We start from the raw sequence: 23,117 nt of genomic DNA on the forward strand, positions 1-23,117 counted from the left end.
ATCCCCAACTAATCCGGCTTTCCCGGCCCCTCATAGGCTATGCCGCGGATCACGGCGGCGTTGCCGAACTTCTTGCGCAGATTGTCGATGGCGCGTTCGGCGTGCGCCGAGCGGCGGTCGAGCATGTCGGAGTCGTTGGCCTGGGAGCCGGGGCGCAGCGCGCTGACGCCGGCGCCCATTAGGCGGAAGGCGGTGCCGTCGATCTCCTTGGCCAGCATCTCGCGTGTCACCGCAAAGATCTTTGCGGCCAATTGGGTCGGCGTCTGGATCGATTGTGAACGGGTGCGCTGGCGGAAATCCGCGGTCTTCAGCTTCAGCGTGATGGTGCAGCCCGAGAGGTCGCTGCTCTTCAGCCGCGCCGAGGTCTTCTCCGACAGCTTCCAGAGCAGTTTTTCCAGGATTGCAAAATCGCGGATGTCGGTCTCGAAGGTGGTCTCGCTCGAGATCGTCTTGGCACCGCGATCGGGCACCACGCTGCGGTCGTCGATGCCGCGCGCCAGCCGCCACAGCCTGCGGCCTTCGCTCGCGAACTGTTTCATCAGCTCGTTCTCGTCGGCGCGCTGCAGGTCGGCGATGACGCGGAAGCCGCGTTGTACGAGTTTTTCCTGGGTCGCAGGGCCGACGCCGTAGATGAAGCCGACCGGCTTGCTGGCCAGCATCTCGCGCGCCTCGTCCTGGTCGAGCGTGGCGAAGCCTCTCGGCTTGTCGAGGTCGGAGGCGATCTTGGCGAGGAACTTGTTGCAGGACAGCCCGACCGACACCGTGATGCCGATGTCGCGCTCGACGTCGCGGGCGAACTTGGCGAGCACCTTGGCCGGGATCATACCGTGGACGCGCTGCGTGCCGGAGAGATCGAGGAAGGCCTCGTCGATCGACAGTGGCTCGACCAGCGGCGTCAGCGCCTGCATCGCCTGGCGCACCTCGCGCCCGACCCGGACATATTTCGCCATGTCCGGCGCGATCACGGTCGCGTCAGGGCAGAGTTCCAGCGCCTTGAACATCGGCATCGCCGAGCGGACGCCGTAGGTGCGGGCGATGTAGCAGGCCGCCGACACCACGCCGCGCTTGCCGCCGCCGATGATGACGGGGCGGTCGGCGATGTCAGGATTGTCGCGCTTCTCGACGGTGGCATAGAACGCGTCGCAGTCGATATGCGCCAGCGCCAGCGCGGGCAGGGTGCGATGACGGACCAGCCGCGGCGAACCGCAATGGCTGCATCGCTTCACCTTGATATCGAGATCGCCGAGGCAGTCTCGGCAGAAACTGAGGGGGCCGTCGGAAGCTGGCGCTGCCGTCGTCACGGCACGTCGCGCTCCCATTTCGGGTCGCCCAGCACCTGATGGGCGGCAGCGATGTTGGTCGGGTGCAGTTCGGAGGCTGCGGCGAACGCCTTCACGGTGGCATCGTCGCGCATCACGAAATCGAGCACGCTCGCAAGAAATTGAGGATTGGACGCAGCGTTCCGCAACGTCTCCGGACCGATTCCGGTTTCGGCCAGGAACAAGCCCAGCCGCTCGGGATCGCCGGCAATGAAGCCGAGCGCCTGAATCGCAACGATTTCAGCGACTTCCCGGGGGTTGTGAACAGGCTTTTTCAACGCGCCGGTTTGCCTTTCCGTTAACTTATGGTCTCTAATGAGAGGCCCATCATGCCCGAGTCTTCCGCATGTGTTCAAGCAACGGAAACCACGCTGCGGAAGTTGGACTACGGGTTAACGGGTTAGAGCGATTCTGGCGCTAGTTTGAATTCACATTTTCGACGCGCTCCGCGCGCGGTGCGTGAGGTGCCGCAGCCGGGCCTGTTTCCTAAGTCTGGGAGGGACGGGATGGCCAAAACCGTCCTGATCGTGGAGGACAACGAGCTCAATATGAAGCTCTTTCGCGATCTGTTGGAAGCGCATGGCTATCAGACTTCGGGCACCAGCAATGGCTTCGAAGCGCTCGATCTCGTCCGCAAGCTGCGCCCCGACCTCATCCTGATGGATATTCAATTGCCCCAGGTCTCCGGCCTGGAGGTCACGCGCTGGATCAAGGACGATCCCGATCTGCGCACGATTCCGGTGGTCGCGGTCACCGCCTTCGCCATGAAGGGCGACGAAGAACGCATCCGCGAGGGCGGCTGCGAAGCCTATTTGTCCAAGCCGATCTCGGTCGGCAAATTTATTGAGACTGTCCGACGCTTTATCGGATAGGGGAGTTGTGGTGCCATGTCCGCGCGTATCCTCGTCGTCGATGACGTTCCGGCGAACGTCAAGCTGTTGGAAGCCCGTCTGTCAGCTGAATATTTCGACGTGCTGACTGCTTCCAACGGGACCGAGGCGCTGGAAATCTGCGCGCGCGCCGAATGCGACATCATCCTGCTCGACGTCATGATGCCTGATATGGACGGCTTCGAGGTCTGCCGTCGCCTGAAGTCGAACCCGGCGACCCACTTCATTCCCGTCGTCATCGTCACCGCTCTCGACAGTCCTGCCGATCGCGTGCGCGGCCTCGAGGCCGGCGCCGATGACTTCCTGACCAAGCCGGTGTCCGACGTCGTGCTGATCGCGCGTGTGCGCTCGCTGACGCGGCTGAAGATGATGACCGATGAGCTGCGCATGCGCGCCATCACCTCGCTCGAGATCGGCATGCAGGCGCCGGAGCGCAGCGCGATCGCCGACAAGGGCACCGGCGGCCGCATCCTGCTGGTCGACGACCGGCCGTCGTCCTACGAGAAGCTGGCGCCGATCCTTTCCGCCGAACACACCGTCGACGTCGAGACCAATCCGGCGGAAGCCTTGTTCCACGCCGCCGAGGGCAATTACGACCTCCTGATCGTGTCGCTCAGCCTCGACAATTTCGATGGCCTGCGGCTGTGCAGCCAGGCCCGCTCGCTGGAGCGTACGCGCCAGGTGCCGATCCTCGCGGTCTCGGATGCCGACAACAACACGCGGCTGATGCGCGGGCTCGAGATCGGCGTCAACGACTATCTGCTGCGGCCGGTCGACAAGAACGAGCTGCTGGCACGCGCGCGCACCCAGATCCGCCGTCGCCGCTACACCGATCATCTGCGCGACAACGTGCAGAACTCGATCGAGATGGCGATCACGGATGCGCTGACCGGCCTCAATAACCGCCGCTACATGGAGAGCCATCTCGCGACCCTGGCGGAGCAGGCCTCGATCCGCGGCAAGCCGCTGGCGCTGATGATCCTCGACATCGACTACTTCAAGGCGATCAACGACACCTACGGCCACGATGCCGGCGACGACGTGCTGCGCGAATTCGCCGTTCGCATCCGCAAGTCGATCCGCGGCATCGATCTCGCCTGCCGCTATGGCGGTGAGGAGTTCGTGATCGTGATGCCGGAGACCGACCTGCATGTCGCCGGCATGGTCGCCGAGCGGCTGCGCCGCTCGATCGCGGGCGAGCCGTTTGCCGTCGAGAAGGGCGGCAAGCGGATCACGGTCACGATCTCGATCGGGCTCACCACGCTGGAGCGCAAGGGCGAGCAGGTCACCGACGTGCTCAAGCGCGCCGACACCGCGCTCTATCGCGCCAAGCACGACGGCCGCAACCGCGTGGTTTCAGCCGCGGCGTAACGCGCGTCGCACTTTCCGTATCCTCCGTCGTCATACCCCGCGAAAGCGGGGTATCCAGTACGCTGCGGCCTCTCGTTTCAGCTCCCGTAGCCCGGATGAAGCGAAGCGCAATCCGGGGTTCTCGCCAGTTGCACAATTGTCCCGGATTTCGCTGCGCTCCATCCGGGCTACGAAGCGCTACTATCTCCCGCGCTTCACCGCGTCATAAGCCATCCGCTTGAACTCGAACGAGAACGGATGGACGAACGCCATCTGGCGCTGCGCCATCATGACGCCGGCGATCCCGGTCTTCGGCGAAATCCACCATTGCGTGCCGGCGACGCCGCCCCAGTAGAACTCGCCGGCAGCGTCGGGATGATCGATCGGCGAGGGGTTCAAGATCAGGCCACCGGCCAGACCATGCGCCTTGCCGGGTTGCTCGCCCATCATCGCGAAGCGGATCCACTGTCCTTCGGGCAACTGGTTGGACATCATCATGGCGATCGTGTCCGGCTTCAGCAGCGTCGGTCCGCCGGGCAGCAGGCTGCGGATCAACGCGACCATGTCGGGCAGCGTCGACACCAGGCCGCCGCCGCCATTGAGCCTTGCGACCGGGCGCAGATAGGCGCCGGGGAAGGGCGCATTGTCGGTGCGGGTGAGGCCCGGCTTCATCGGCTCCATCAGATCGGCGCCCGCGTAATACGCGACAAGGCGCCCCTGGTCCTGCTCCGGAACGACGAAGCCGGTATCGACCATGCCGAGCGGATCGAGGATGCGCGCCTTGATGAACTTGTCGAAGGTCTGGCCGCTGACGACTTCCACGAGGCGTGCCACCACGTCGATCGCAAGCGAATATTCCCACGAGGTGCCCGGCTGATAGATCAGCGGCAAATCGGCGAGCACGTCGACCATTTCAGCCAGGGACGTGTTGGGATTGTGCACGCCGCGCTCGTTGAGCGCCTTGAAAATGACGGTGCCGGGATCGAAGAAACCGTAGCTCAAGCCAGCGCTGTGGCTGAGTAATTGGCGGATGGTGATCGAACTCTTCGCGGGCTCGGTTTGATCGATCGACGTCGCGCCTTTCAGCAGAACCTTGCGGTTGCGGAGCTGCGGGATGAATTTCTCGATCGGATCGTCGAGCTGGAAGCGGCCATCCTCGAACAGCAATAGCGCCGCGCAGGAAGTGATCAGCTTGGTGTTGGAGAAGACCCGGAAGATGTGGTCGGTGCGCAGCGGGGTCTGCGCTTCCTTGTCGGCCCATCCGACGCAGCCCGTGTCGGCGATGTCGCGCCCGACCAGAACCGACCAGGAGATTCCGGACAGCAGATTGTTGTCGATATAGCGCTGCATGGCGGCGCGCGCCGGCGCGAAATCGTAGCCGGTGGCCGTCACCTTCAGATCTTCCATGGTTGTTCCCCAGTTGTGCCGCAGGTCGTCGTGCGGTCGTCAATCTCGCCGGACGGAATATCCAATCGGGAATGCCGTCTATGCCGTCACGCTACCAACCAAACCGGACTTGTGTACGCAACCGGATTTATCCAGTGCGCTTGTTGTCCGCAGGCGCGGGGCTGCCGACCTTGACGCCCGCATTCGCCAGCAGCACGCGGGCGGCTTCCTTGGCCGCGCGCGCCATGGCCGGGTCGTCGCGCACGAGGTCCTGCGCGATCGAGCCGTCGACCAACAGCGTCAGCTGGGTCGCAAGTGCCTCGGCATCCGTGACGCCGAGCTGCCGCAGCAGATCGCGAAACCAGACCCGGCGGCTTTCCTTGAAGGCGACGGCGATATTGCGGACGGTGCGGTCCTCGTCGTCGGGCCCAAGCTCGGCGACCGCGTTCACGAACGGACAGCCGCGAAAATCCTTCGCCGAGAAGCGCCGTTCCAGCGAATCGAAGGTTGCGAGGATCTGCTCGGCCGGCGGCTTGTCAGAGGGGCGGGGCTGCACGAAGCGGCGCTGCAGATAGGCCTCGATCAGCGCGTCCTTCGACGGGAAGTGATTGTAGAGCGTGCGCTTGCTGATGCCGATCTCGGCCGCGATGGTGTCGACGCCGATGGCGCGAATGCCCTGCAGGTAGAACAGTTTGTCGGCGGTCTCGAGGATCCGCTCTTTCATGGTCTGTTTGGGAGGCGGGGAAGCCATGCGTCGGCCGTGATCCTCTTCGCTTGACAGTTGGCCCCCTGTATAGCCTATGTACACAGGTCTGTGTAACTAAAACATGCGTGAATCGCAGGCTGTGGCACTCGTGCCGCGCCGTCATGGGAGAATAAGAACAATGCCCCTGTTTCAGGTCCTGCGTCCCACGCTTCCCATTCTGATCGGTGCCTCCATCATGCTCACGCTGAGCATGGGGCTGCGGCAGAGCCTTGGCATCTTCATGCAGCCGCTGACGCACGACATCGGCATCTCGGTGTCGCATTTCACGCTTGCGCTGGCGGTGCAGAACCTCGCCTGGGGCTTCCTGCAGCCGCTGGCGGGCGCGATGACGGTGCGTTACGGCTTCCGCCCGATCATGGTGGTCGGTGCGCTGGCCTACATCGCGGGCCTTGTGCTGATGACGACGGCGCATAGCCTCGTCGCCATCATGATCGGCGCCGGTGTGCTGATCGGCCTTTCGCTCGCCTGCACCGCGAATGCGATCGCCATGTCGGTCGCGGCGCGCGCGGTGTCGGAGACGGTGCGCTCGACCGTGCTCGGCATGGTCTCCGCCGCGGGCTCGCTCGGTGCACTGCTGTCGGCGCCGATCGGCCAGATGCTCAATGAAGGGTTTGGTTGGCGTGTCGGGCTTGCCGGATTCGTCATCCTGTCGATCGGGATGATTCCGGCCGCGTTGTACGCCGGCCGCGTCGACAAGATCCCGCTGCCGAAGCCCGCGGCCGATGACATCGGCAACGCCACAGCAGCGACCGCGGCCAAGACCGCATTCGGCAACGCATCCTTCGTGGTGATGACCTGCGCTTACATGGTCTGCGGCATGCAGCTCGTCTTCCTCACCACGCATCTGCCGTCGTATCTCGCGATCTGCGGGCTCGATCCGATGCTGAGCGCGCAGACGCTCGGCATGATCGGCGGCTTCAACGTGCTGGGCTCGCTGTTCTTCGGCTGGGCTGGTCAGCGCTGGAACAAGCTCGCGCTGCTCGGCGGCATCTACATCCTGCGCTCGCTGGCGCTCGCCTGGTACTTCATGCTGCCGGCGACGCCGGGCTCGACGTTGCTGTTCGGCGCCATCATGGGCTTCCTCTGGATGGGCGTCGGTCCGCTGGTCGCGGGTGCGGTGGCCGAGATGTTCGGTCTGCGCTGGCAGGCGATGATCCAGGGCCTTGCCTTCATGAGCCACCAGGTCGGCAGCTTCCTCGGCGCCTATGGAGGAGGGGTGATCTACGACTCGCTCGGCTCCTACACCATGGCCTGGCGGATCGGCGTCGCGCTCGGCCTTGCCGGCGGCATCATCCAGCTCGCCTTCGCGCTGATCCGCCCGGCACAGCCGCCGCTGCTCAAGGCCGCCTAGCTTCCGATCCCGGCAACCAGTGACTGCCCCATGTGAGGGCAGTCGCCGGTTGCTGCCTATTTTTCCATCGATTGTTTGCTATGAGAACGTGCAATGGAGCGCGAAGCCGTTCCGCTCGCAGATCGAAGTAGTAGTGCTTTCAAAACGTTACGCGGCACGCTTTCGTGGCACGAATCTTGTTTCAATTTGGCTAGAAATCGTGCCGGAACCCGTCGCTGAGGTTCCGGCCTGGGGACCCATGGGAAGGGCTGGCCGCGATGAGGCTAGTCGCCGTCATTCTCCAGCCATCCGCGCACCACGGCTTTCGCCGCGCCGCCGAGCAGGAGGCGCTTGTGCCTCGCGTCCGGCGCGATGCCGCGACCTTGCTGCTTCGCGCCGTCAGCATCGCCGACGCTCGGAGCGCGCCGCGCTCATTCCGAACAGCAGCATTTCTTGTGATGGGAGGACGATGATGGAGTCTGCGACATACACGCGCCCGAAGCTCGTGAGAATTCTGATTGCTCTGCTGGGAGTGGCGGTTCTTTGCCTGCTGTTCAGCGACCTCGCGCTGGCTGAGGAAGCGGCGGCGCCGCCGGCCTGTGGCGGCAAGATCCTCGAGAAGTGCACGCCGAATTCCGGCGACACCGCCTGGATGCTCACGTCAGTCGCGCTCGTCCTGATGATGACGATCCCGGGGCTCGGCCTGTTCTACGGTGGCATGGTGCGCAAGAAGAATGTTGGCGACACCGTGATGACCAGCTTCGCCGTCACTTGCCTGGTCACGATCCTGTTTGCCGTGCTCACCTACAGCCTGGCGTTTCGTGCCGGTACGCCGTTCATCGGCGGTCTGGATCGCATGTTCCTCAAGGACATCCTGAGTGACATCGGCAAGGGTGGCATCGGCAATCCCAATCCGCTCGCGGCGACCATCCCTGAGTCGGTTTACATCTGCTTCCAGATGACGTTCGCCATCATCACACCGGCGCTGATTGCCGGTGCCTTTGCCGAGCGGATGAAATTCTCCGCCATGCTCTGGTTCATCGGGCTGTGGGCGATCTTCGTCTATGCGCCGATCGCGCACTGGGTCTGGGGGCCCGACGGCATATTCTCGTCGGGCAACGACGCTGCATATGTCAAGGTTCTCGATTTCGCCGGCGGCACCGTGGTGCACATCAATGCCGGCGTGGCGGGCCTGATGTGCGCCATCATGCTCGGCAAGCGCGTCGAGACGGGGCCGGCGCACAACATGGTGCTGACCTTCATCGGCGCCTCGCTGCTGTGGGTCGGCTGGTTCGGCTTCAACGCCGGCTCCGCCGTCACGGCCGGAATGCAGGCGGGCATGGCCATGCTGGTGACCCAGATCGCGACAGCAGTGGCGGCCTTCACCTGGATGCTGGTGGAATGGGCATTGAAGGGCAAGCCGACCGTCGTCGGCATCTGCTCGGGGGCCGTCGCGGGCCTCGTCGCGATCACGCCGGCCTCCGGCTTCGTCGGGCCGGTCGGCGCGTTCGCCATCGGCATCGCCGCCGGCGTCTGCTGCTACTGGGGATGCACCGGCTTGAAGCGCATGTTCAGCTACGATGATGCGCTGGACTGCTTCGGCGTCCATGCCCTCGGCGGCATCGTCGGGGCGCTGCTGACGGGGGTGTTCGCGGTCGAGCAATACGGTGGAACGGCCGGCGTTCTGGAGGGAAATCCCGGGCAGTTCCTCAATCAATGCATCGGCGTCGCGACGGTTTTCGTGTATGATGCCGTGGTGAGCCTGATCATCCTGTTCGTGATCAATCTCTTCGTCGGGCTTCGCGTGACGCGCGACATCGAGCGCGAAGGGTTGGATCTGGCACTGCACGGCGAGGTCGTGCAGTAGACTTGGCGGCATTCCGCGCAGCCGGCGATCTTCGCCGGCTGACGCGGATCAAAGCTGTTCGAGGTGATCCGATGAACTGGTTCTATTGGAACACAGCGTGGTCGCTGTTCTTCAGCCTCATTTGGTTCATGACCATCACACACAATGCGGATGCAGACATTGCGGATGCGCATCTGCGCGATGAGGCGTTCGGCGGCCGCTAGCTCCGGTAGTAGCGCCACATCCTGAGGAACGTCCGGTGGATCTCATCGGGCGTCCGGTCGAATGGCTCCAGATTGACGCGGACCACGCCACGATGGTCCATGCGCCACGGCAAGCGCATCAGCAGCCGATAGGCCGGCCGCTTGCGCCAGTCGGCCACCAGCGCGCTGCCGAGCGGCCCACTGAGTGCGATCTGCAATTCGTGAACGGTCATGGCGCGCTCGGCGATCTCGACGAGGTCGATGCGCGTGACGGCGCGCCAGCGGATCAGCCCGAAGGCCTGGATGAAGATGCCGTACTGGTTGGCCCCGATGGTCGGACGACCGGCCTCCAGCAGGGGGATGTTGTAATAGGTGAAGCCGGCCGCGGCAGCCGCCAGCGCCAGCCAATACAGCGCGCCCGTGATCCAGGTCGCGGTCAGGAAGATCGCGGCGAGGGCTGCCGTGACATAGACCGGAAAGTAGGTGTCCTCGCGGCCGTAGGCGACGGAGTAGCCGCCGACGTTTCCCTCGTCCAAGGTTGCGATCATGTGAGCCCCGCGCCCGGGACTTGTCCGGGAATCGTGAGGGATGACGCCAGGCTACAAAGCAAAAACGGGGCCGCGAGGACCCCGTTTGAAACGTCAGAAGCAGGCGATCTTACTTGATCTTGGCTTCCTTGAACTCGACGTGCTTGCGCGCGACCGGGTCGTACTTCTTCTTGACCAGCTTGTCGGTCATGGTGCGCGAATTCTTCTTGGCGACGTAATAGAAGCCGGTATCGGCCGTCGACACGAGCTTGACCTTGATGGTGACCGCCTTGGCCATGTGCAAAACCTCGAAAATGCAGGGAGTTCGGGAGCCGGCCAAATCGGCCCGCGTTTGGCCGGGAAACTAGCCAGAAACCGTCCAAAGTCAAGGATTTCCGAGCCAGAACCACCCCGATTCCGGGCCGATTACCCCTCGAAGAACTGATTTTTGGGCCGCGGCAGGCCCAAATTCTCGCGCAGGGTCCGCCCTTCGTACTCGGCGCGGAAAATCCCGCGCTTTTGCAGTTCCGGCACCACCTTGTCGACGAACTCGAACAGGCCCTGCGGCAGATAGGGGAACATGATGTTGAAACCGTCGCTGCCGCGGCCGGTCAGCCATTCCTCCATCTGGTCGGCGATGGTCTGCGGCGTGCCGACGAAAGCGAGCCCGCCATAGCCGCCGACACGCTGGGCGAGCTGCCGCACGGTCAGCTTGTCGCGCGCGGCGACATCGACGAGGCGCTGGCGGCCGCTCTTGCTGGCATTGGTTTCCGGGATCGGCGGCAATTGCCCGTCGGGATCAAAGCTGGACGCATCGGTGCCGAGGATCACCGAGAGCGAGGCGATCGCGCTATCGTAATGCACGCGGCTGTCGAGCAGCGCGCGCTTCTCCTTGGCTTCCTCGACGCTGTCGCCGACCACGACGAAGGCGCCGGGCAGGATCTTCAGATGCTCGGGATCGCGGCCGATCTTCTCCATGCGGCCCTTGATGTCGGCATAGAGCTTCTGTCCGTCCGCAAGGCTGCCGCCGCCGGTGAACACGGCTTCCGCCGTCTCGGCCGCAAGCTGCCTGCCGTCGTCGGACGCGCCGGCCTGCACGATGACAGGCCAGCCCTGCACGGGGCGGGCGATGTTCAGCGGGCCGCGCACCGAGAGATATTTGCCCTTGTGATTGAGCACGTGCATCTTGTCGGGATCGACGAACAGGCCTGACTCGACATCGCGCACGAACGCGTCATCGGCGAAGGAGTCCCACAGGCCGGTGACGACATCGTAGAACTCGCGGGCGCGCCTGTAGCGCTCGGCGTGCTCCATGTGGTCGTCGAGGCCGAAATTCAACGCGGCGTCCGGATTGGATGTGGTGACGATATTCCAGCCGGCGCGTCCGCCGGAGATGTGGTCGAGCGAGGCGAAGCGCCGGGCGACGTGATAGGGCTCGTCGAAGGTGGTCGAGCCGGTTGCGATCAAGCCGATATGCTCGGTGACGGCGGCGAGTGCTGACAGCAGCGTGAACGGCTCGAACGAAGTGACCGTGTGGCTGCGCTTCAGCGCGTTGATCGGCATGTTCAACACGGCCAGATGATCGGCCATGAAGAAGGCGTCGAACTTGCCGGCCTCGAGCTTGCGGATCAGCTGCTTGATATGGTCGAAGTTGAAATTGGCGTCGGGCCAGGCCCCGGGATAGCGCCAGGCGCCGGTGTGGATGCTGATCGGCCGCATGAATGCGCCGAGCTTGAGTTGACGCTTCGCCATTGCCCCGTTCCGTTCTTGATGTCGTTAGCGGAACAGATAGGGAGGCGCTTCGCGGCGCGCCATCCCGACGGCGCCAGAAGATTTTTGCAATTTGAGGGGCGGTCGGAGCATAAGTCCGTAGCCTCCCTCTAGCGCGTCATTGCGAGGAGCGTAAGCGACGAAGCAATCCATGGTTCAGCAAGCGGTGATATGGATTGCTTCGCTTCGCTCGCAATGACAGTAGGGCTGGCCTACGCCCCCAGCACGTCCTTCTGCATCTTGCCGCTATAGAAGTGGAAGAACGGCACCGGCGCGTCGTGGCGGAGCGGGCCGGTGGCGAGGCGGCGGTCGAGCTCGGAGAGCACGTTCTTGGTCATGGCGTGCGCGTCCGCGAGCGGCTCGGAGCCGATCTCGACCCACACGAGCTCGACCAGCTCGGCATCGGCATGCACCACGCCTTCGACACGATGCGCGATGGTCGAGGCGTCCGCAGTGAAGAAGCGCGTGTCGAAGCGGCGGACGCGGCCGGGTGGCGTGATCGCGCGCGCGATCAGGAACAGGCCGGACGGATCGGGCAAGAGACCTGCGTCGGCGAACGGCGCCCAGGGGCCATCGAGCTTCGCCGTCTTCTCGACCTTGCGGCCGAGGCAGAGCCCGGTCTCTTCGCAGGCTTCGCGGATCGCCGCATTGGCGAGCGCACGCGCGCGGCCGGACGTGATCTTCGGGCTGCCTTTCAGGAGATTGGCTTCGAGCTCCGGCGTGATCGGGGCTGCGACCGGCACGCGGTTGTCGGCCTTGTCGACCCGCCCGCCGGGGAAGACGAACTTGCCCGGCATGAACACGACCTTGTCGTGGCGCTTGCCGACCAGGACCTTCGGCTTGGCGCCGGAGCGATCGATCAGGATCAGCGTCGCGGCATCCTTCGGCCGGAAATACGCGTGATGATCGGCTTCCTTTTCGCCCTGGTGGACGACGGCGGCAGGGGCGGCAGCTTCAGTCATTTCATCCCTTTCATTTCTTCTTAGCGCCCGGTTTAGCTAGACCGGCGGGATGTCGCTAGGGGGATTCTCGTCAAAGCCATGCATGCGCAGGGCCCATTGCAATCCGATCACGGCTCCCTTCACCGGCTGCAACAGCGCCAGCGATGCGAACAGCGTGAGCGGCAGATAGATCGCAAGTTGCAGCCACACCGGCGGCGAATAGTTGGTCTCGATCCACAGCGCGGTCGGTACCACGATATGGCCGACGATGACGATGACGAGATAGGCGGGCAGATCGTCGGCGCGATGCGGTGTGAAATCGAGGTCGCAGACCGGGCAATGGCCGTCGCATTTGAGAAATTTGCGGAACAGTTTGCCTCTTCCGCAGCGTGGGCAACGGCCAAGGAACCCGCGCTTCATCGCGGTCCACACGTCGCGCTTCTCGGGCTCGGCGGCGTCGCGAGTCCAGACCACTGTGGGCGATGTCACTTCCATGACGTGCCTCGCTTCGATTTGCCGGGCTTCTGCTTCGCCGGCTTGCGATCTTTCTTGTTGCGTGCCTTCCGTTCCTTGTGCGCCTTCTTGCCAGATCCTTTATTTGGCCCCTTGCTTTGTGCCTTGCCAAATCCCGCGCCACGACGCTCGGCCCCTGCGCCGTCGCGTTTTCTGCCGCGCGGAATTGCCTGACCGTCGGATAATAGCTCAAAGCGTAGCGCGCCCGCTACCGGTGCGGCCTCGACCAGCCGCACATCGACGACATCGCCGAGCCGATACATGGTGCCGCTGCGCGTGCCGATCAGCGCGTGGCGGGTTTCGTCATAGTTGAAATACTCGCTGCCGATGGTGCGGATCGGGATCAGGCCGTCGGCGCCGGTGTCGTCGAGCTTCACGAACAGGCCGGCGCGCGTCACACCGGAGATGCGGCCCTGGAACGAAGCGCCGATGCGATCGGCAAGGAAATGCGCGATCAGCCGATCGGTGGTCTCGCGCTCCGCCTTCATCGCGCGGCGCTCGGTGACGGAAATCTGCGCGGCGATCTCGGCCAGCGTCTCCACGCTCTCGTCAATCGGCAAGGCGCCTTCGCCAAGGCCGAGCGCGCGGATCAGCGCACGATGCACGATCAGATCGGCGTAGCGGCGGATCGGCGAGGTGAAGTGCGCGTAGCGGCGCAGGTTCAAGCCGAAATGGCCGTAATTCTCGGCGGAGTATTCGGCCTGCGCCTGCGAGCGCAGCACCACCTCATTGACCAGCGGTTCGTAATCCTCGCCGGCGACCTGCGCCAGCACGCGATTGAATTGCGTGGGACGCAGCACGCCCTGCTTGGTGAAGGGCAGGTCGAGCGTCTTGAGGAATTCCTGGAGGTTGTGCACCTTCTCCTGGCTCGGCTCGTCATGCACGCGGTAGATCAGCGGCAGCGCCTTCTTCTCCAGCATCTCGGCCGCGGCGACGTTGGCGAGGATCATGAACTCCTCGATCAGCCGGTGCGCATCGAGCCGCTGCGGCACGATCACGCGATCGACGGTGCCGTCCGGTTTCAGCAGGATCTTGCGCTCGGGCAGATCGAGATCGAGCGGGTCGCGCTCGTTGCGTGCGAGCTTGACGAGCTCGTAGGCGGCCCACAGCGGCTTGAGGATCGGATCGAGTAGGGGACCGGTCGTGTCGTCGGGCCCGCCGTCGATCGCCGCCTGCGCCTGCGCGTAAGCGAGCTTCGCGGCCGAGCGCATCAGCACGCGATGGAATGTATGCGAGCGCTTGCGCCCGTCGGCGCCGATCACCATGCGGACCGCAAGCGCGCCGCGCGGTTCGCCCGGCACGAGCGAGCAGAGATTGTTGGAGATGCGCTCGGGCAGCATCGGCACGACGCGATCGGGGAAATACACCGAGTTGCCGCGCTGGAGCGCGTCGCGGTCGAGCGCCGAGCCGGGCCGCACATAGTAGGCGACGTCGGCGATCGCGACATGGACGATGAAGCCGCCTCTGTTGTTCGGATCGGGGTCGACCTCCGCATGAACCGCGTCGTCATGGTCCTTGGCGTCAGGCGGATCGATGGTGACGAGCGGCACGTCGCGCCAGTCTTCGCGGCCCTGCAAGGTCGCGGGTTTTGCTTCTTCGGATTCGCGCACGGCGGCGGCGGAGAACACCTGCGGGATGTCGTGGGTGTTGATCGCGATCAGGCTGATCGCCTTCTCGCTCGCAATCGAGCCGAGCCGTTCCTTGACGCGGGCGGAGGCGAGCCCGTAGCCGCGGGTGCGGATCAGGTCGACACTGATGAGGTCGCCGTCCTCGGCGTCGCCGCTGTCGGCCTTGGCGATGTTGAGCTCGCGGCCGGCCTGCTTCTTGTCGACCGGGATCAGGCGCCCGCCGCCGTCAGGGTTCTTGCGGAAGATGCCGAGGATGCGGGTCCGTCCGTGATCGATCACCTTGATGACGCGGCCGCGATACGGCGTGCCATCCTGTTCGTCGGTCACTTCGACGCGCAGCAGCGCGCGGTCACCGACGCCGGCGGTGGTGCCGGGCTTCGGCCGCCGCGGCGTCTCGATGCGGATTTTCGGGGCGGTGCCGTCTTCCGAGTCCCACTCGGCGGGCGTCGCGATCAGTTCGCCGTCGCTGTCGCGGCCGGTGATGTCGGCGAGCACGGTCGGTGGCAGTGCCGCCGGCTCGTGGATCTTGCGGCCGCGCTTGGCGACCGTGCCGTCGTCGGCGAGTTCGCGGAGAATCCGCTTCAGCTCGATGCGGTCGGCGTTCTTCAGGCCGAACTCGCGCGCGATCTCGCGGGTGCCGACCTTGCCTGGATTGGCGCGGATGAAGGCGACGATGGCGTCCCGGCCCGGAAAGCCATGGTCGGGTTTTCGTTTCACTTATCCTCTTGCCTTGCCGGCGCTCTTCTTCGCGGGCGCTTTCGCGGGTGTCGATGACTTTGCAGGTGACGTCTTGGCACCGGAGGCGACCGGCGCGCGCGCCTTGCTGGTCGCATCCGTTTTTGGCTTTGCCGCGGCCTTCTTGGACGCAGCCTTCTTGGCGGGCCTAGCCTCGGCGTCGCCGTCAGCCTCTTCAGCCTTTGCTGCCTTGGCCTTCGTGGCCTTGGCGGGCTTTTCCGCCTTCGCTTTCTTGGCCTTCTTGCCGCCGCCCTTGGCCGCGCGCTCGTCGATCAGCGCGATCGCTTCCGCGAGCGTGATCTCGTCCGGAGTGCGGTCGCTCGGGATCGTCGCGTTGACGCCGCCGGCCGCGACATAGGCGCCGTAGCGGCCGTTCTTCAGCGCGACCGCGCCGAGCGTCGGGTGGTCGCCGAGCGGCTTGCCCGGATCGGCGCCGAAGCGGCGGCCGCTCGGGCCCTTCGCGATCTTCTCCGCGATCAGCGTGACGGCGCGGTTCAACCCGATATCGAAGACTTCGTCGCCGGCCTCGAGGCTGGCATAGGTCTTCTCGTGCTTCACGAACGGCCCGAACCGGCCGAGGCCGGCGGTGATCGGTTGCCCGGATTCCGGATGCTTGCCGATCTCGCGCGGCAGCGACAGCAGCTTCAGCGCCAGTTCGAGATCGACATCGGCGGGCGAGGTGCCTTTCGGAATGCCCGCGCGCTTCGGCTTCTCGCCTTCGGCGTAATCCTTCTGCTCGCCGAGCTGGATGTAGGGCCCGAACCGGCCGGCCTTCACCGTGACGTCGAATCCGGTGTCGGGATCGGTGCCGAGCACGCGATCGGCACTCTCGGCGCTGTCGGCCGCGAGTGGGCGGGTGTAACGGCATTCCGGATAGTTCGAGCAGCCGACGAAGGCGCCGAACTTGCCGGCCTTGAGGTTAAGCCGGCCGGTGCCGCAGGTCGGACACTGCCTGACGTCGCCACCATCCGCGCGCGGCGGATAGATATGCGGGCCGAGCATCTCGTCGAGCGCATCGAGCACCTCGGAGACGCGCAGGTCCTTGATGTCGTTCACCGCGCCGGTGAAGCCGCGCCAGAAATCCTTCAGCACCTGCTGCCAGGAGATCTCGTTGTTGGAGACGCGATCGAGCTGTTCCTCGAGGTCGGCGGTGAAGTCGTATTCGACGTAGCGCGAGAAGAAGTTTTCCAGGAACGCGACCACGACGCGGCCCTTGTCCTCGCCGTGCAGTCGCTTCTTCTCGAGCTTGACGTAGCCGCGGTCCTTCAGCACCTGCAGGATCGAGGCGTAGGTCGAGGGGCGGCCGATGCCGAGCTCTTCCATCCGCTTCACCAGCGAGGCTTCCGAGAAGCGCGGTGGCGGCTCGGTAAAATGCTGGGTGACGGCAAGGCTCTGGCGCTTCACCGCCTCGCCCTGGCTCATCGCGGGCAGGCGGCGTGAATCCTCGTCCTCCTCGTCGTCGCGGCTTTCCTGGTAGAGCGCGAGGAAGCCGTCGAACTTGATGACCTGGCCGGAGGCGCGCAGCTCCAGCACGCGGGCGCCGGCCTTGGCCTCGATGTCGACGGTGGTGCGCTCGAGTTCGGCCGACTCCATCTGGCTCGCAATGGTGCGCTTCCAGATCAATTCGTAGAGCCGCGCCTGATCGGTATCGAGCCTGCGGCCGATGGCGGCCGGGCGACGCGACAGATCGGTCGGGCGGATCGCTTCGTGCGCTTCCTGCGCGTTCTTGGCCTTGGCCTGGTACTGGCGCGGGGCGTCCGGCACATAGGCGTTGCCGTAATCCTCGCCGATCACCTTGCGGGCTTGAGTGATCGCGGACGGATCGATCTGCACGCCGTCGGTTCGCATATAGGTGATCAGACCAGTGGTCTCGCCGCCGATGTCGATGCCCTCATACAGCCGCTGCGCGATGCGCATGGTGTGCGCCGGCGCGAAGCCGAGCTTGCGGCTCGCTTCCTGCTGCAGGGTCGAGGTGGTGAAGGGCGCCTGCGGATTGCGCCGCGCCGGCTTGGCCTCGACGGTCGCGACCTTGAACAGCGCGGCCTCGATCGCCTTCTTGAAGTCCTCGGCCTCCGCGCCGGAGCCGATGTCGAGCCGTGCGATCTTCTTGCCGTCGGCGCCGACCAGCCGCGCCTCGAAGGCTTCGCCGCGCGGCGTCAGCAGGGTCGCAACCAGCGACCAGTACTCCCTCGGCACGAACTTCTCGATCTCGAGCTCGCGGTCGCAGACCAGCCGCAGCGCCACCGACTGCACGCGGCCCGCCGAACGGGCGCCGGGCAGCTTGCGCCACAGCACGGGCGAGAGCGTGAAGCCGACCAGATAGTCCAGCGCGCGGCGCGCCATATAGGCGTCGACCAGCGCGCCGTCGATCTGGCGCGGCGCCTTCATGGCGTCGGTGACCGCCTGCTTGGTGATGGCGTTGAACACCACGCGCTCGACCTTCTGGTCCTTCAGCGCGCGCTTCTCCTTCATCACCTCCAGCACGTGCCAGGAGATCGCCTCGCCCTCGCGATCAGGGTCGGTCGCCAGAATCAGGCGGTCGGCCCCCTTGAGCGCCTTGGCGATGTCGTTCAGCCGGCCGGCGGCCTTGGCATCGACCTCCCAGATCATCTGGAAATTGGCGTCCGGATCGACCGAACCGTTCTTGGCGGGGAGGTCGCGAACATGGCCAAACGACGCCAGGACCTCGTAGGAGGGCCCCAGATATTTGTTGATCGTCTTGGCCTTGGCAGGCGACTCCACAATGACGATATTCATGTCATTCCAATAGCTTACGGGAAAACTTGAAGGCGGGTTCCGCTAGACTCGCGGCCCGCCGTGTCGGGGCGAACATGGGTGCTGGGGCGGTCGGTGTCAAATCGCCAGATATTGAAGGGAGGGCTCAAGCTGTGGAGTTTCTATCCCAGGGGTTGAAAAATGCGTCCTAGAGTTGCGGCCGGAAAGGGCGTATCTCTTTATATAGTGGGTGGGAATCGGATTAGGCCTTTTGAGCAGCACAGGGGGCGGGCGCAAGCCCAAGCCGTCCGGTCGACGGCGACCGGAGGGCGACGAGCCAGGTGGGGAGGGCGGTCCGGATGACGCCCTGGTCCTGATCGCAGCAGCCGCGACCGAGCTCGCCAAACTCGCCCAGCGCCACAAGTTCGAAGTCCTCGACTATCTGCTCGCGATGACCCGCCTGGAGGCCGACGAGCAGTTGCGCGCGCGCAGCCGAAGGAAGCTGTCGTGAGGGATGTTGCGGGATGACAGGGCCGGCCTTGTACACAGGGCGCCCTCCATTCGTCGTCCTGGCGAAAGCCAGGACCCATAACCACCGCATTCGGTTATGAGCGTGATCGTGGCCCCAGCGTCGCGCACCAATTGAGATTTGGGGTAATGGGTCCTGGCTTTCGCCAGGACGACGATGGGGATGGTTCTCGCGCGATGCAACGCGCCGCAATTGGCGAACCCCATCTTTGATTTGGCGAGCGGAAAATGTGTCGGCTATGTCCCCGAACACCCGTCGGTCATGTCCCCGGGCTGAACACTTGACCGGGCGATCCAGTATTCCAGAGACGTCGCTGCTTGAGCCGATGGGCCGCTGCGTACTGGATCGCCCGGTCAAGCCGGGCGATGACAGTTGTGGTTGGGATGCAGCTTCGCATTCTGGCGACACGATTTGTCAGAGCTTTGGATATCGCTCCACTCTCCCTCAATCAGAGGTGGTCATGCCGATACTCGCCGCGCGCGCTTCGCCGCAGGCCGCGGCTTCAGCGTCGTGTCGGCCGCCCCGAGCACGCGACCGTCCTGCGAAAGCAGCGCGAGCTTCTTGACCGGTTTGCCCTTGTCGCGGTCGACCATGATGGTCGCGATCTCGTCCGGATGGTCGTCGAACTCCTCGGTCCATTGCCGGAGCGCGACCAGGATCGGAAAGATGCCGTGGCCCTTCGGCGTCAGGACATATTCCTGATAGGCGCTGCCGTCGGAGGCGGGGACCGTCTTCAGGATGCCGCGCTCGACCAGCGTGCGCAGCCGAGTGGCGAGGATGTTCTTCGCAAGCCCGAGGCTGGCCTGGAATTCGCCGAAGCGGCGCCGGCCGAGGCTGGCGTCGCGGATGATCAGGAGCGACCACCAGTCGCCGAACACGTCGAGCGCGCGTGCCACCGGACAGCTGTCGCCTGCAAGGCTGGTTCGTTTCACGACGCACGCTCCAAAAGTTGGGCCATCACGGTCTTGTGTGGTTGCAATATTAAACCGAATGCCCTAGGTAGGCAATGAAGTTTAATAATGCAACTAACTGGAGGCGGACATGAGACTGGCGAACAAGACGGCGTTGATCACCGGCGGCAACAGCGGCATCGGGCTTGCGACAGCAAGGCTGTTCGTCGCCGAGGGCGCCAAGGTCGTCATCACCGGGCGCAACAAGGAGACGCTCGCGGCCGCGGCGCGGGAGCTCGGACCGAACGCGTTCGCGGTGGTGGCTGACGCCACCGATGTCGCGGCGCTGGAAGCCGCGGTGAAGCAGGGCGCGGAGAAGTTCGGCAAGTATGACGTGCTGTTCGCCAATGCCGGCATTCCCGGCCAGACGCCGGTCGGCGGCACCACGCTCGCCGCATTCGAAAATGTGATCCGCACCAATCTCACCGGCGTGTTCTTCACCGTGCAGGCGGTCGCGCCGTATCTGAACGACGGCGCTTCGATCATCCTCAACGGCTCCGTGATTTCGGTGCTCGGCAATCCCGGCTATTCGGCCTATGCCGCGAGCAAGGCCGGCGTGCGCGCGATGGCGCGGGTGATGGCGTCAGAGCTGTCGCCGCGCAACATCCGCGTCAACGTGGTGGCGCCGGGCGCCGTGCGGACGCCGATCTGGGGCGCGGCGATCGCAACGCCCGAGGCCGAGAAGGCGTTCGAACAGCGGATCGGCAAGACCACGCCGCTCGGACGTATCGGTGAGCCCGATCACATCTCGAAGACGGTGTTGTTCCTCGCGTCCGACGACGCGGCGCATGTGCAGGGGCAGGAACTGTTCATCGATGGCGGTGCAACGGCATCTCCCGCCGGCGCGCCGATCTATCGCGGCTAGAGGTTTGTTTCTCATTGTAATGATCGGCCGGTGTGAAGCGGTTCACACCGGCCGATTTCGTGCGCGACTACTATCGCGCGTATTGAACCTTTGACGTACTCGCCGGACTCCTGAATGGGCGGGCTTTTTTCACCACGGAATCATTTTGGAGTTCCTTCATGCCGAAAGTAGCCCGCATTTCGACGCCGATCCCGGTTTCGTCTACCTCCGAACATGAAAATTCAGACTCAGCACAATTTGTGACGGTGGCGCTGTTTTCCGGCATCGGTTTGTTGATCTCGCTCGTTGCCGTCATCTTCGGCATTCAGGGCGTCTGGCTCTGACTTCATCCGCCTGAAACGACCTGCCGCCACCGAGGTGACGGCAGAAATAGGATCGCGTCAGGCGGCGTTCAGGCTGCCGGCGGCCTGCAGCGCGCCCGCGACGGCCTTCTCGCGATGCTCGGGACCGACCTGGATTCCGTCGGCGGGGATGAGCTCGAGATTCTTGACGCCGATGAAGCCGAACACCCCGCGCAGATAGCTCTCGAGGTGCTCGAGCGCGGCCATCGGCGTGTCGGCGCCGTAATAGCCGCCGCGCGAGATCGCGATGATGACGCGCTTGTTGCCGGCCAGTCCCTCGACGCCAGCAGCGCCATATTTGAAGGTCTTGCCCGCGACCACGACGCGGTCGATCCAGGCCTTGAGCTGGGAGGGAATGGTGAAATTGTACATCGGTGCGCCGATCACGACGATGTCGGCGGCGAGGAACTCCTCCAGCACGGCCTGGCCGGTCGCGATGTCGTCGCGCACCGACGGGTCCGGCGCCGCGCCCTGGCTGGCGGCGAGGTGCAGGCCGGAGAGGTGGGCCAGCGGGGTCTGGGTCAGATCACGGTAGCTCACGACCAGGCCGGGATTGGCCTGGCGCAGCCGCTCGACGGCGGCGGCCGAGACCTGGCGGCTGACGGAGTGGGGGCCGAGGACCGAGGAGTCGATGTGCAGAAGTTTCATGGCAGGGGTCACCTTTGGTATAGGTTTGTAACTGGCGCTATATGAGTGACTGCCCTAAATGTCCGCAAGAACGCACATTTTTGAAACCCGAGCACAGCAATGAGACCTGAGCACATCCGTGTGCCTGCCCTTCCGCCCCTGCCTGACCAGGATCACAGCGATTGCCGCGCGGTCGCCTCCGTGCTGGCGCGGGTCGGCGACAAATGGAGCGTGTTCGTGATCATGATGCTGATGGAGGGGCCCAAGCGCTTCAACGAGCTGAAGCGGATGATCAACGGCATCTCGCAACGGATGCTGACGCTCACGCTGCGCGGGCTCGAGCGCGATGGCCTCGTCACGCGCACCGTGTTTCCGACCATTCCGCCGCGGGTCGATTACGAGCTCACCGATCTTGGCCGCGGGCTGGCGAAACCGGTGAAGGCGCTCGGCGAATGGGCCTTCGCGAATCTGTCGGAGATCGAAGGCGCGCGAACGAAATTTGACGGGCGCAACGAGTAACGACTTTTATCCGTCACCCCCGCGCAACGGCTTTGCCGTTGTCGCTGGAGGAGCGCGCAGCGCGTCTCGAAGGGTCGATGGCCACCAACCGGGCCGTGCATCCTTCGAGACGCCTGCTGCGCAGGCTCCTCCAGCGACAACGGCGAAGCCTTTGCGCGGGGATGACGGTGACAGATCGGCGTGAGCCGCTTTTTCGCCCGCGCTAAATCATCGACACCAGTCCGCCGCCGTGACGCTCGAGTCTGCCGGCGAGCTCGAGTTCCAGCAGCACTGCGCGAACGACAGCGGGCGAGACATCGGCCATCCGGATCAGGTCGTCGAGGCTGATCGGGCTCGGTCCGAGCAGGTTGATGATGCGGGCGCGATCGGATGCATCGGTGGCAAAATCCATCGGCTCGTCGTCTTCGCGCGCGGACAGCATGATGGGCCGCTCCATGATCGGCGTGACCGCGTTGATGACGTCGGCGGCTTCGGTGACCAGCGTGGCGCCTTGCTTGATCAAATCGTTGGCGCCGGCGGCGCGCGGATCGATCGGCGAGCCCGGCACCGCGAACACCTCGCGGCCCTGTTCGGCAGCCATCCGCGCCGTGATCAGCGAGCCCGAGCGGTGCGCGGCCTCCACCACCACGACGCCGAGTGATGCGCCTGATATGAGCCGGTTGCGGCGAGGGAAGTCGCGCGCCCGCGGCACGTGGCCGAGCGGCATCTCCGAGATCGCCGCGCCGCGCGCGAGCAGGGCGGCCAGCAGATCCTCATGTTCCGGCGGGTAGATGCGGTCGTGGCCGCCGGCCAGCACGGCGACCGTGCCGCTTGCAACGGTCGTGCGATGTGCCGCCTGATCGATGCCGCGTGCAAGACCCGAGATCACGACGAAGCCGGCGTCGCCGAGATCGCGCGCCAGCTGGCCTGCAAATTTCAGCCCGGCGCCGGATGCATTGCGGGAGCCGACGATCGCGATCATCGGACGCATCAGGGTGTCGCGTGCGCCGCGCACGGCAAGCAGCGGCGGCGCGTCGTCGATGGTGGCAAGCCGCGCCGGATAGTGGGCTTCCTCCGGCGCGACGAGATCGATGCCGAACTTAGCGCAGGCCGCGAGCTCCGCGGCGGCATCGGCCTCGCTCGTGATGCGCCCGGGTCCCGATGCGCCGCCGCGGCGCGCGAGATCGGGCAGGCGCTCCAGCGCATGCGCCGCATCGCCAAAATGGCGGAGCAGCGATGCAAAGGTGCGCGGGCCGACATTATCGGAGCGGATCAGCCGCAGCCGGTTGAGCCGTTCGGCGTCGGTGAGTTCAGTGGTGCTTGGCGACCGGTCATGCATGCGGGGTGTAGCTTCGCCCAACCTTGGATTGTGATCAACTGCGACATTG

Annotated in this window: 23 protein-coding genes; 9 read left to right on the forward strand and 14 right to left on the reverse strand. The window is 64.8% G+C overall.

Translation table 11 applies throughout. The features are described 5' to 3' along the window. Nucleotides 1-8: 8 nt before the first annotated feature. Both Q0030_RS16405 and Q0030_RS16410 read right to left on the reverse strand, forming a co-directional pair. Nucleotides 9-1,319, reverse strand: coding sequence for a DNA polymerase IV (locus Q0030_RS16405; protein WP_298368933.1), 1,311 nt, complete (start codon nt 1,317-1,319; stop codon nt 9-11). Next, nucleotides 1,298-1,597: a DUF3572 domain-containing protein gene (locus tag Q0030_RS16410; RefSeq protein WP_050425563.1), complete on the reverse strand. Its 300-nt coding sequence runs from the start codon at nt 1,595-1,597 to the stop codon at nt 1,298-1,300. The genes Q0030_RS16405 and Q0030_RS16410 overlap by 22 nt, the downstream gene beginning before the upstream one ends. 228 nt (nt 1,598-1,825) lie before the next feature. Here Q0030_RS16410 and Q0030_RS16415 point away from each other — a divergent pair, with 228 nt between their 5' ends. After that, nucleotides 1,826-2,191, forward strand: a complete 366-nt coding sequence (locus Q0030_RS16415; RefSeq protein ID WP_016845968.1) for a response regulator — start codon at nt 1,826-1,828, stop codon at nt 2,189-2,191. A gap of 15 nt (nt 2,192-2,206) precedes the next feature. Then, nucleotides 2,207-3,580: a PleD family two-component system response regulator gene (locus Q0030_RS16420; protein WP_298368937.1), complete on the forward strand. Its 1,374-nt coding sequence runs from the start codon at nt 2,207-2,209 to the stop codon at nt 3,578-3,580. A gap of 180 nt (nt 3,581-3,760) precedes the next feature. On the opposite strand, the gene Q0030_RS16425 is transcribed toward Q0030_RS16420, so the two are convergent. Both Q0030_RS16425 and Q0030_RS16430 read right to left on the reverse strand, forming a co-directional pair. After that, nucleotides 3,761-4,966, reverse strand: a complete 1,206-nt coding sequence (locus tag Q0030_RS16425; protein WP_298368939.1) for a serine hydrolase domain-containing protein — start codon at nt 4,964-4,966, stop codon at nt 3,761-3,763. Nucleotides 4,967-5,093: 127 nt separating this feature from the next. Beyond that, on the reverse strand, nt 5,094-5,696 hold the full coding sequence (locus tag Q0030_RS16430) for a TetR/AcrR family transcriptional regulator (RefSeq protein ID WP_298368941.1): 603 nt from the start codon (nt 5,694-5,696) through the stop codon (nt 5,094-5,096). 133 nt (nt 5,697-5,829) lie between these two features. Here Q0030_RS16430 and Q0030_RS16435 point away from each other — a divergent pair, with 133 nt between their 5' ends. From Q0030_RS16435 to Q0030_RS16445, 3 genes are all read left to right on the forward strand, one after another. Next, nucleotides 5,830-7,062, forward strand: a complete 1,233-nt coding sequence (locus Q0030_RS16435) for an MFS transporter (protein ID WP_298368943.1) — start codon at nt 5,830-5,832, stop codon at nt 7,060-7,062. A 448-nt stretch (nt 7,063-7,510) separates the two neighbouring features. After that, nucleotides 7,511-8,908 carry an ammonium transporter gene (locus Q0030_RS16440; protein ID WP_298368946.1) on the forward strand — a complete coding sequence of 466 codons (1,398 nt, stop codon included), beginning with the start codon at nt 7,511-7,513 and terminating at the stop codon, nt 8,906-8,908. A gap of 2 nt (nt 8,909-8,910) precedes the next feature. After that, the gene (locus Q0030_RS16445) at nt 8,911-9,111 is read left to right on the forward strand and encodes a hypothetical protein (protein ID WP_298368949.1); all 201 of its coding nucleotides are present in this window, start codon (nt 8,911-8,913) and stop codon (nt 9,109-9,111) included. Here the strand turns inward: Q0030_RS16445 and Q0030_RS16450 are convergent. The 7 genes from Q0030_RS16450 to topA form a co-directional block, all read right to left on the reverse strand. Further along, complete coding sequence (locus tag Q0030_RS16450; protein ID WP_298368952.1) at nt 9,108-9,638, reverse strand: hypothetical protein; 531 nt, start codon at nt 9,636-9,638, stop codon at nt 9,108-9,110. The two genes, Q0030_RS16445 and Q0030_RS16450, sit on opposite strands and share 4 nt — an antisense overlap. A gap of 109 nt (nt 9,639-9,747) precedes the next feature. Further along, entirely contained in the window at nt 9,748-9,915 is a 168-nt protein-coding gene (gene rpmG, locus Q0030_RS16455) for a 50S ribosomal protein L33 (protein ID WP_018271988.1), read from the reverse strand. A gap of 128 nt (nt 9,916-10,043) precedes the next feature. Next, on the reverse strand, nt 10,044-11,369 hold the full coding sequence (locus Q0030_RS16460; RefSeq protein WP_298368954.1) for an LLM class flavin-dependent oxidoreductase: 1,326 nt from the start codon (nt 11,367-11,369) through the stop codon (nt 10,044-10,046). A gap of 230 nt (nt 11,370-11,599) precedes the next feature. Then, nucleotides 11,600-12,349: an NUDIX domain-containing protein gene (locus tag Q0030_RS16465; protein WP_298368958.1), complete on the reverse strand. Its 750-nt coding sequence runs from the start codon at nt 12,347-12,349 to the stop codon at nt 11,600-11,602. A gap of 36 nt (nt 12,350-12,385) precedes the next feature. Next, the gene (locus Q0030_RS16470; protein WP_298368961.1) at nt 12,386-12,823 is read right to left on the reverse strand and encodes a DUF983 domain-containing protein; all 438 of its coding nucleotides are present in this window, start codon (nt 12,821-12,823) and stop codon (nt 12,386-12,388) included. Next, nucleotides 12,814-15,186: a ribonuclease R gene (gene rnr, locus Q0030_RS16475; RefSeq protein ID WP_298368963.1), complete on the reverse strand. Its 2,373-nt coding sequence runs from the start codon at nt 15,184-15,186 to the stop codon at nt 12,814-12,816. The genes Q0030_RS16470 and rnr overlap by 10 nt, the downstream gene beginning before the upstream one ends. After that, the gene (gene topA, locus Q0030_RS16480; protein WP_298368966.1) at nt 15,187-17,961 is read right to left on the reverse strand and encodes a type I DNA topoisomerase; all 2,775 of its coding nucleotides are present in this window, start codon (nt 17,959-17,961) and stop codon (nt 15,187-15,189) included. A gap of 229 nt (nt 17,962-18,190) precedes the next feature. On the opposite strand from topA, the gene Q0030_RS16485 reads away from it, so the two are divergent. After that, the gene (locus tag Q0030_RS16485; RefSeq protein ID WP_298368969.1) at nt 18,191-18,430 is read left to right on the forward strand and encodes a hypothetical protein; all 240 of its coding nucleotides are present in this window, start codon (nt 18,191-18,193) and stop codon (nt 18,428-18,430) included. A 476-nt stretch (nt 18,431-18,906) separates the two neighbouring features. On the opposite strand, the gene Q0030_RS16490 is transcribed toward Q0030_RS16485, so the two are convergent. Beyond that, the gene (locus tag Q0030_RS16490) at nt 18,907-19,380 is read right to left on the reverse strand and encodes a helix-turn-helix domain-containing protein (protein ID WP_298368970.1); all 474 of its coding nucleotides are present in this window, start codon (nt 19,378-19,380) and stop codon (nt 18,907-18,909) included. Nucleotides 19,381-19,489: 109 nt separating this feature from the next. On the opposite strand from Q0030_RS16490, the gene Q0030_RS16495 reads away from it, so the two are divergent. Together Q0030_RS16495 and Q0030_RS16500 are read left to right on the forward strand one after the other, a co-directional pair. Then, entirely contained in the window at nt 19,490-20,263 is a 774-nt protein-coding gene (locus Q0030_RS16495; protein WP_298368972.1) for a glucose 1-dehydrogenase, read from the forward strand. Nucleotides 20,264-20,421: 158 nt separating this feature from the next. Further along, nucleotides 20,422-20,586: a hypothetical protein gene (locus Q0030_RS16500; RefSeq protein ID WP_298368975.1), complete on the forward strand. Its 165-nt coding sequence runs from the start codon at nt 20,422-20,424 to the stop codon at nt 20,584-20,586. 57 nt (nt 20,587-20,643) lie between these two features. Here the strand turns inward: Q0030_RS16500 and Q0030_RS16505 are convergent, their stop codons facing one another. Continuing rightward, nucleotides 20,644-21,252, reverse strand: coding sequence for an FMN-dependent NADH-azoreductase (locus Q0030_RS16505; protein WP_298368976.1), 609 nt, complete (start codon nt 21,250-21,252; stop codon nt 20,644-20,646). Nucleotides 21,253-21,351: 99 nt separating this feature from the next. Here Q0030_RS16505 and Q0030_RS16510 point away from each other — a divergent pair, with 99 nt between their 5' ends. Further along, the gene (locus Q0030_RS16510; RefSeq protein WP_298368978.1) at nt 21,352-21,750 is read left to right on the forward strand and encodes a helix-turn-helix domain-containing protein; all 399 of its coding nucleotides are present in this window, start codon (nt 21,352-21,354) and stop codon (nt 21,748-21,750) included. 202 nt (nt 21,751-21,952) lie between these two features. Here Q0030_RS16510 and dprA read toward each other — a convergent pair whose 3' ends face one another. Continuing rightward, nucleotides 21,953-23,068 (reverse strand): DNA-processing protein DprA, encoded by a 1,116-nt coding sequence (dprA, locus tag Q0030_RS16515; protein ID WP_298368979.1) that lies wholly within the window; start codon nt 23,066-23,068, stop codon nt 21,953-21,955. Nucleotides 23,069-23,117 lie beyond the last annotated feature (49 nt).

The sequence above is a fragment of the uncultured Bradyrhizobium sp. genome (assembly GCF_947648125.1).
Taxonomy (GTDB): domain Bacteria; phylum Pseudomonadota; class Alphaproteobacteria; order Rhizobiales; family Xanthobacteraceae; genus Bradyrhizobium.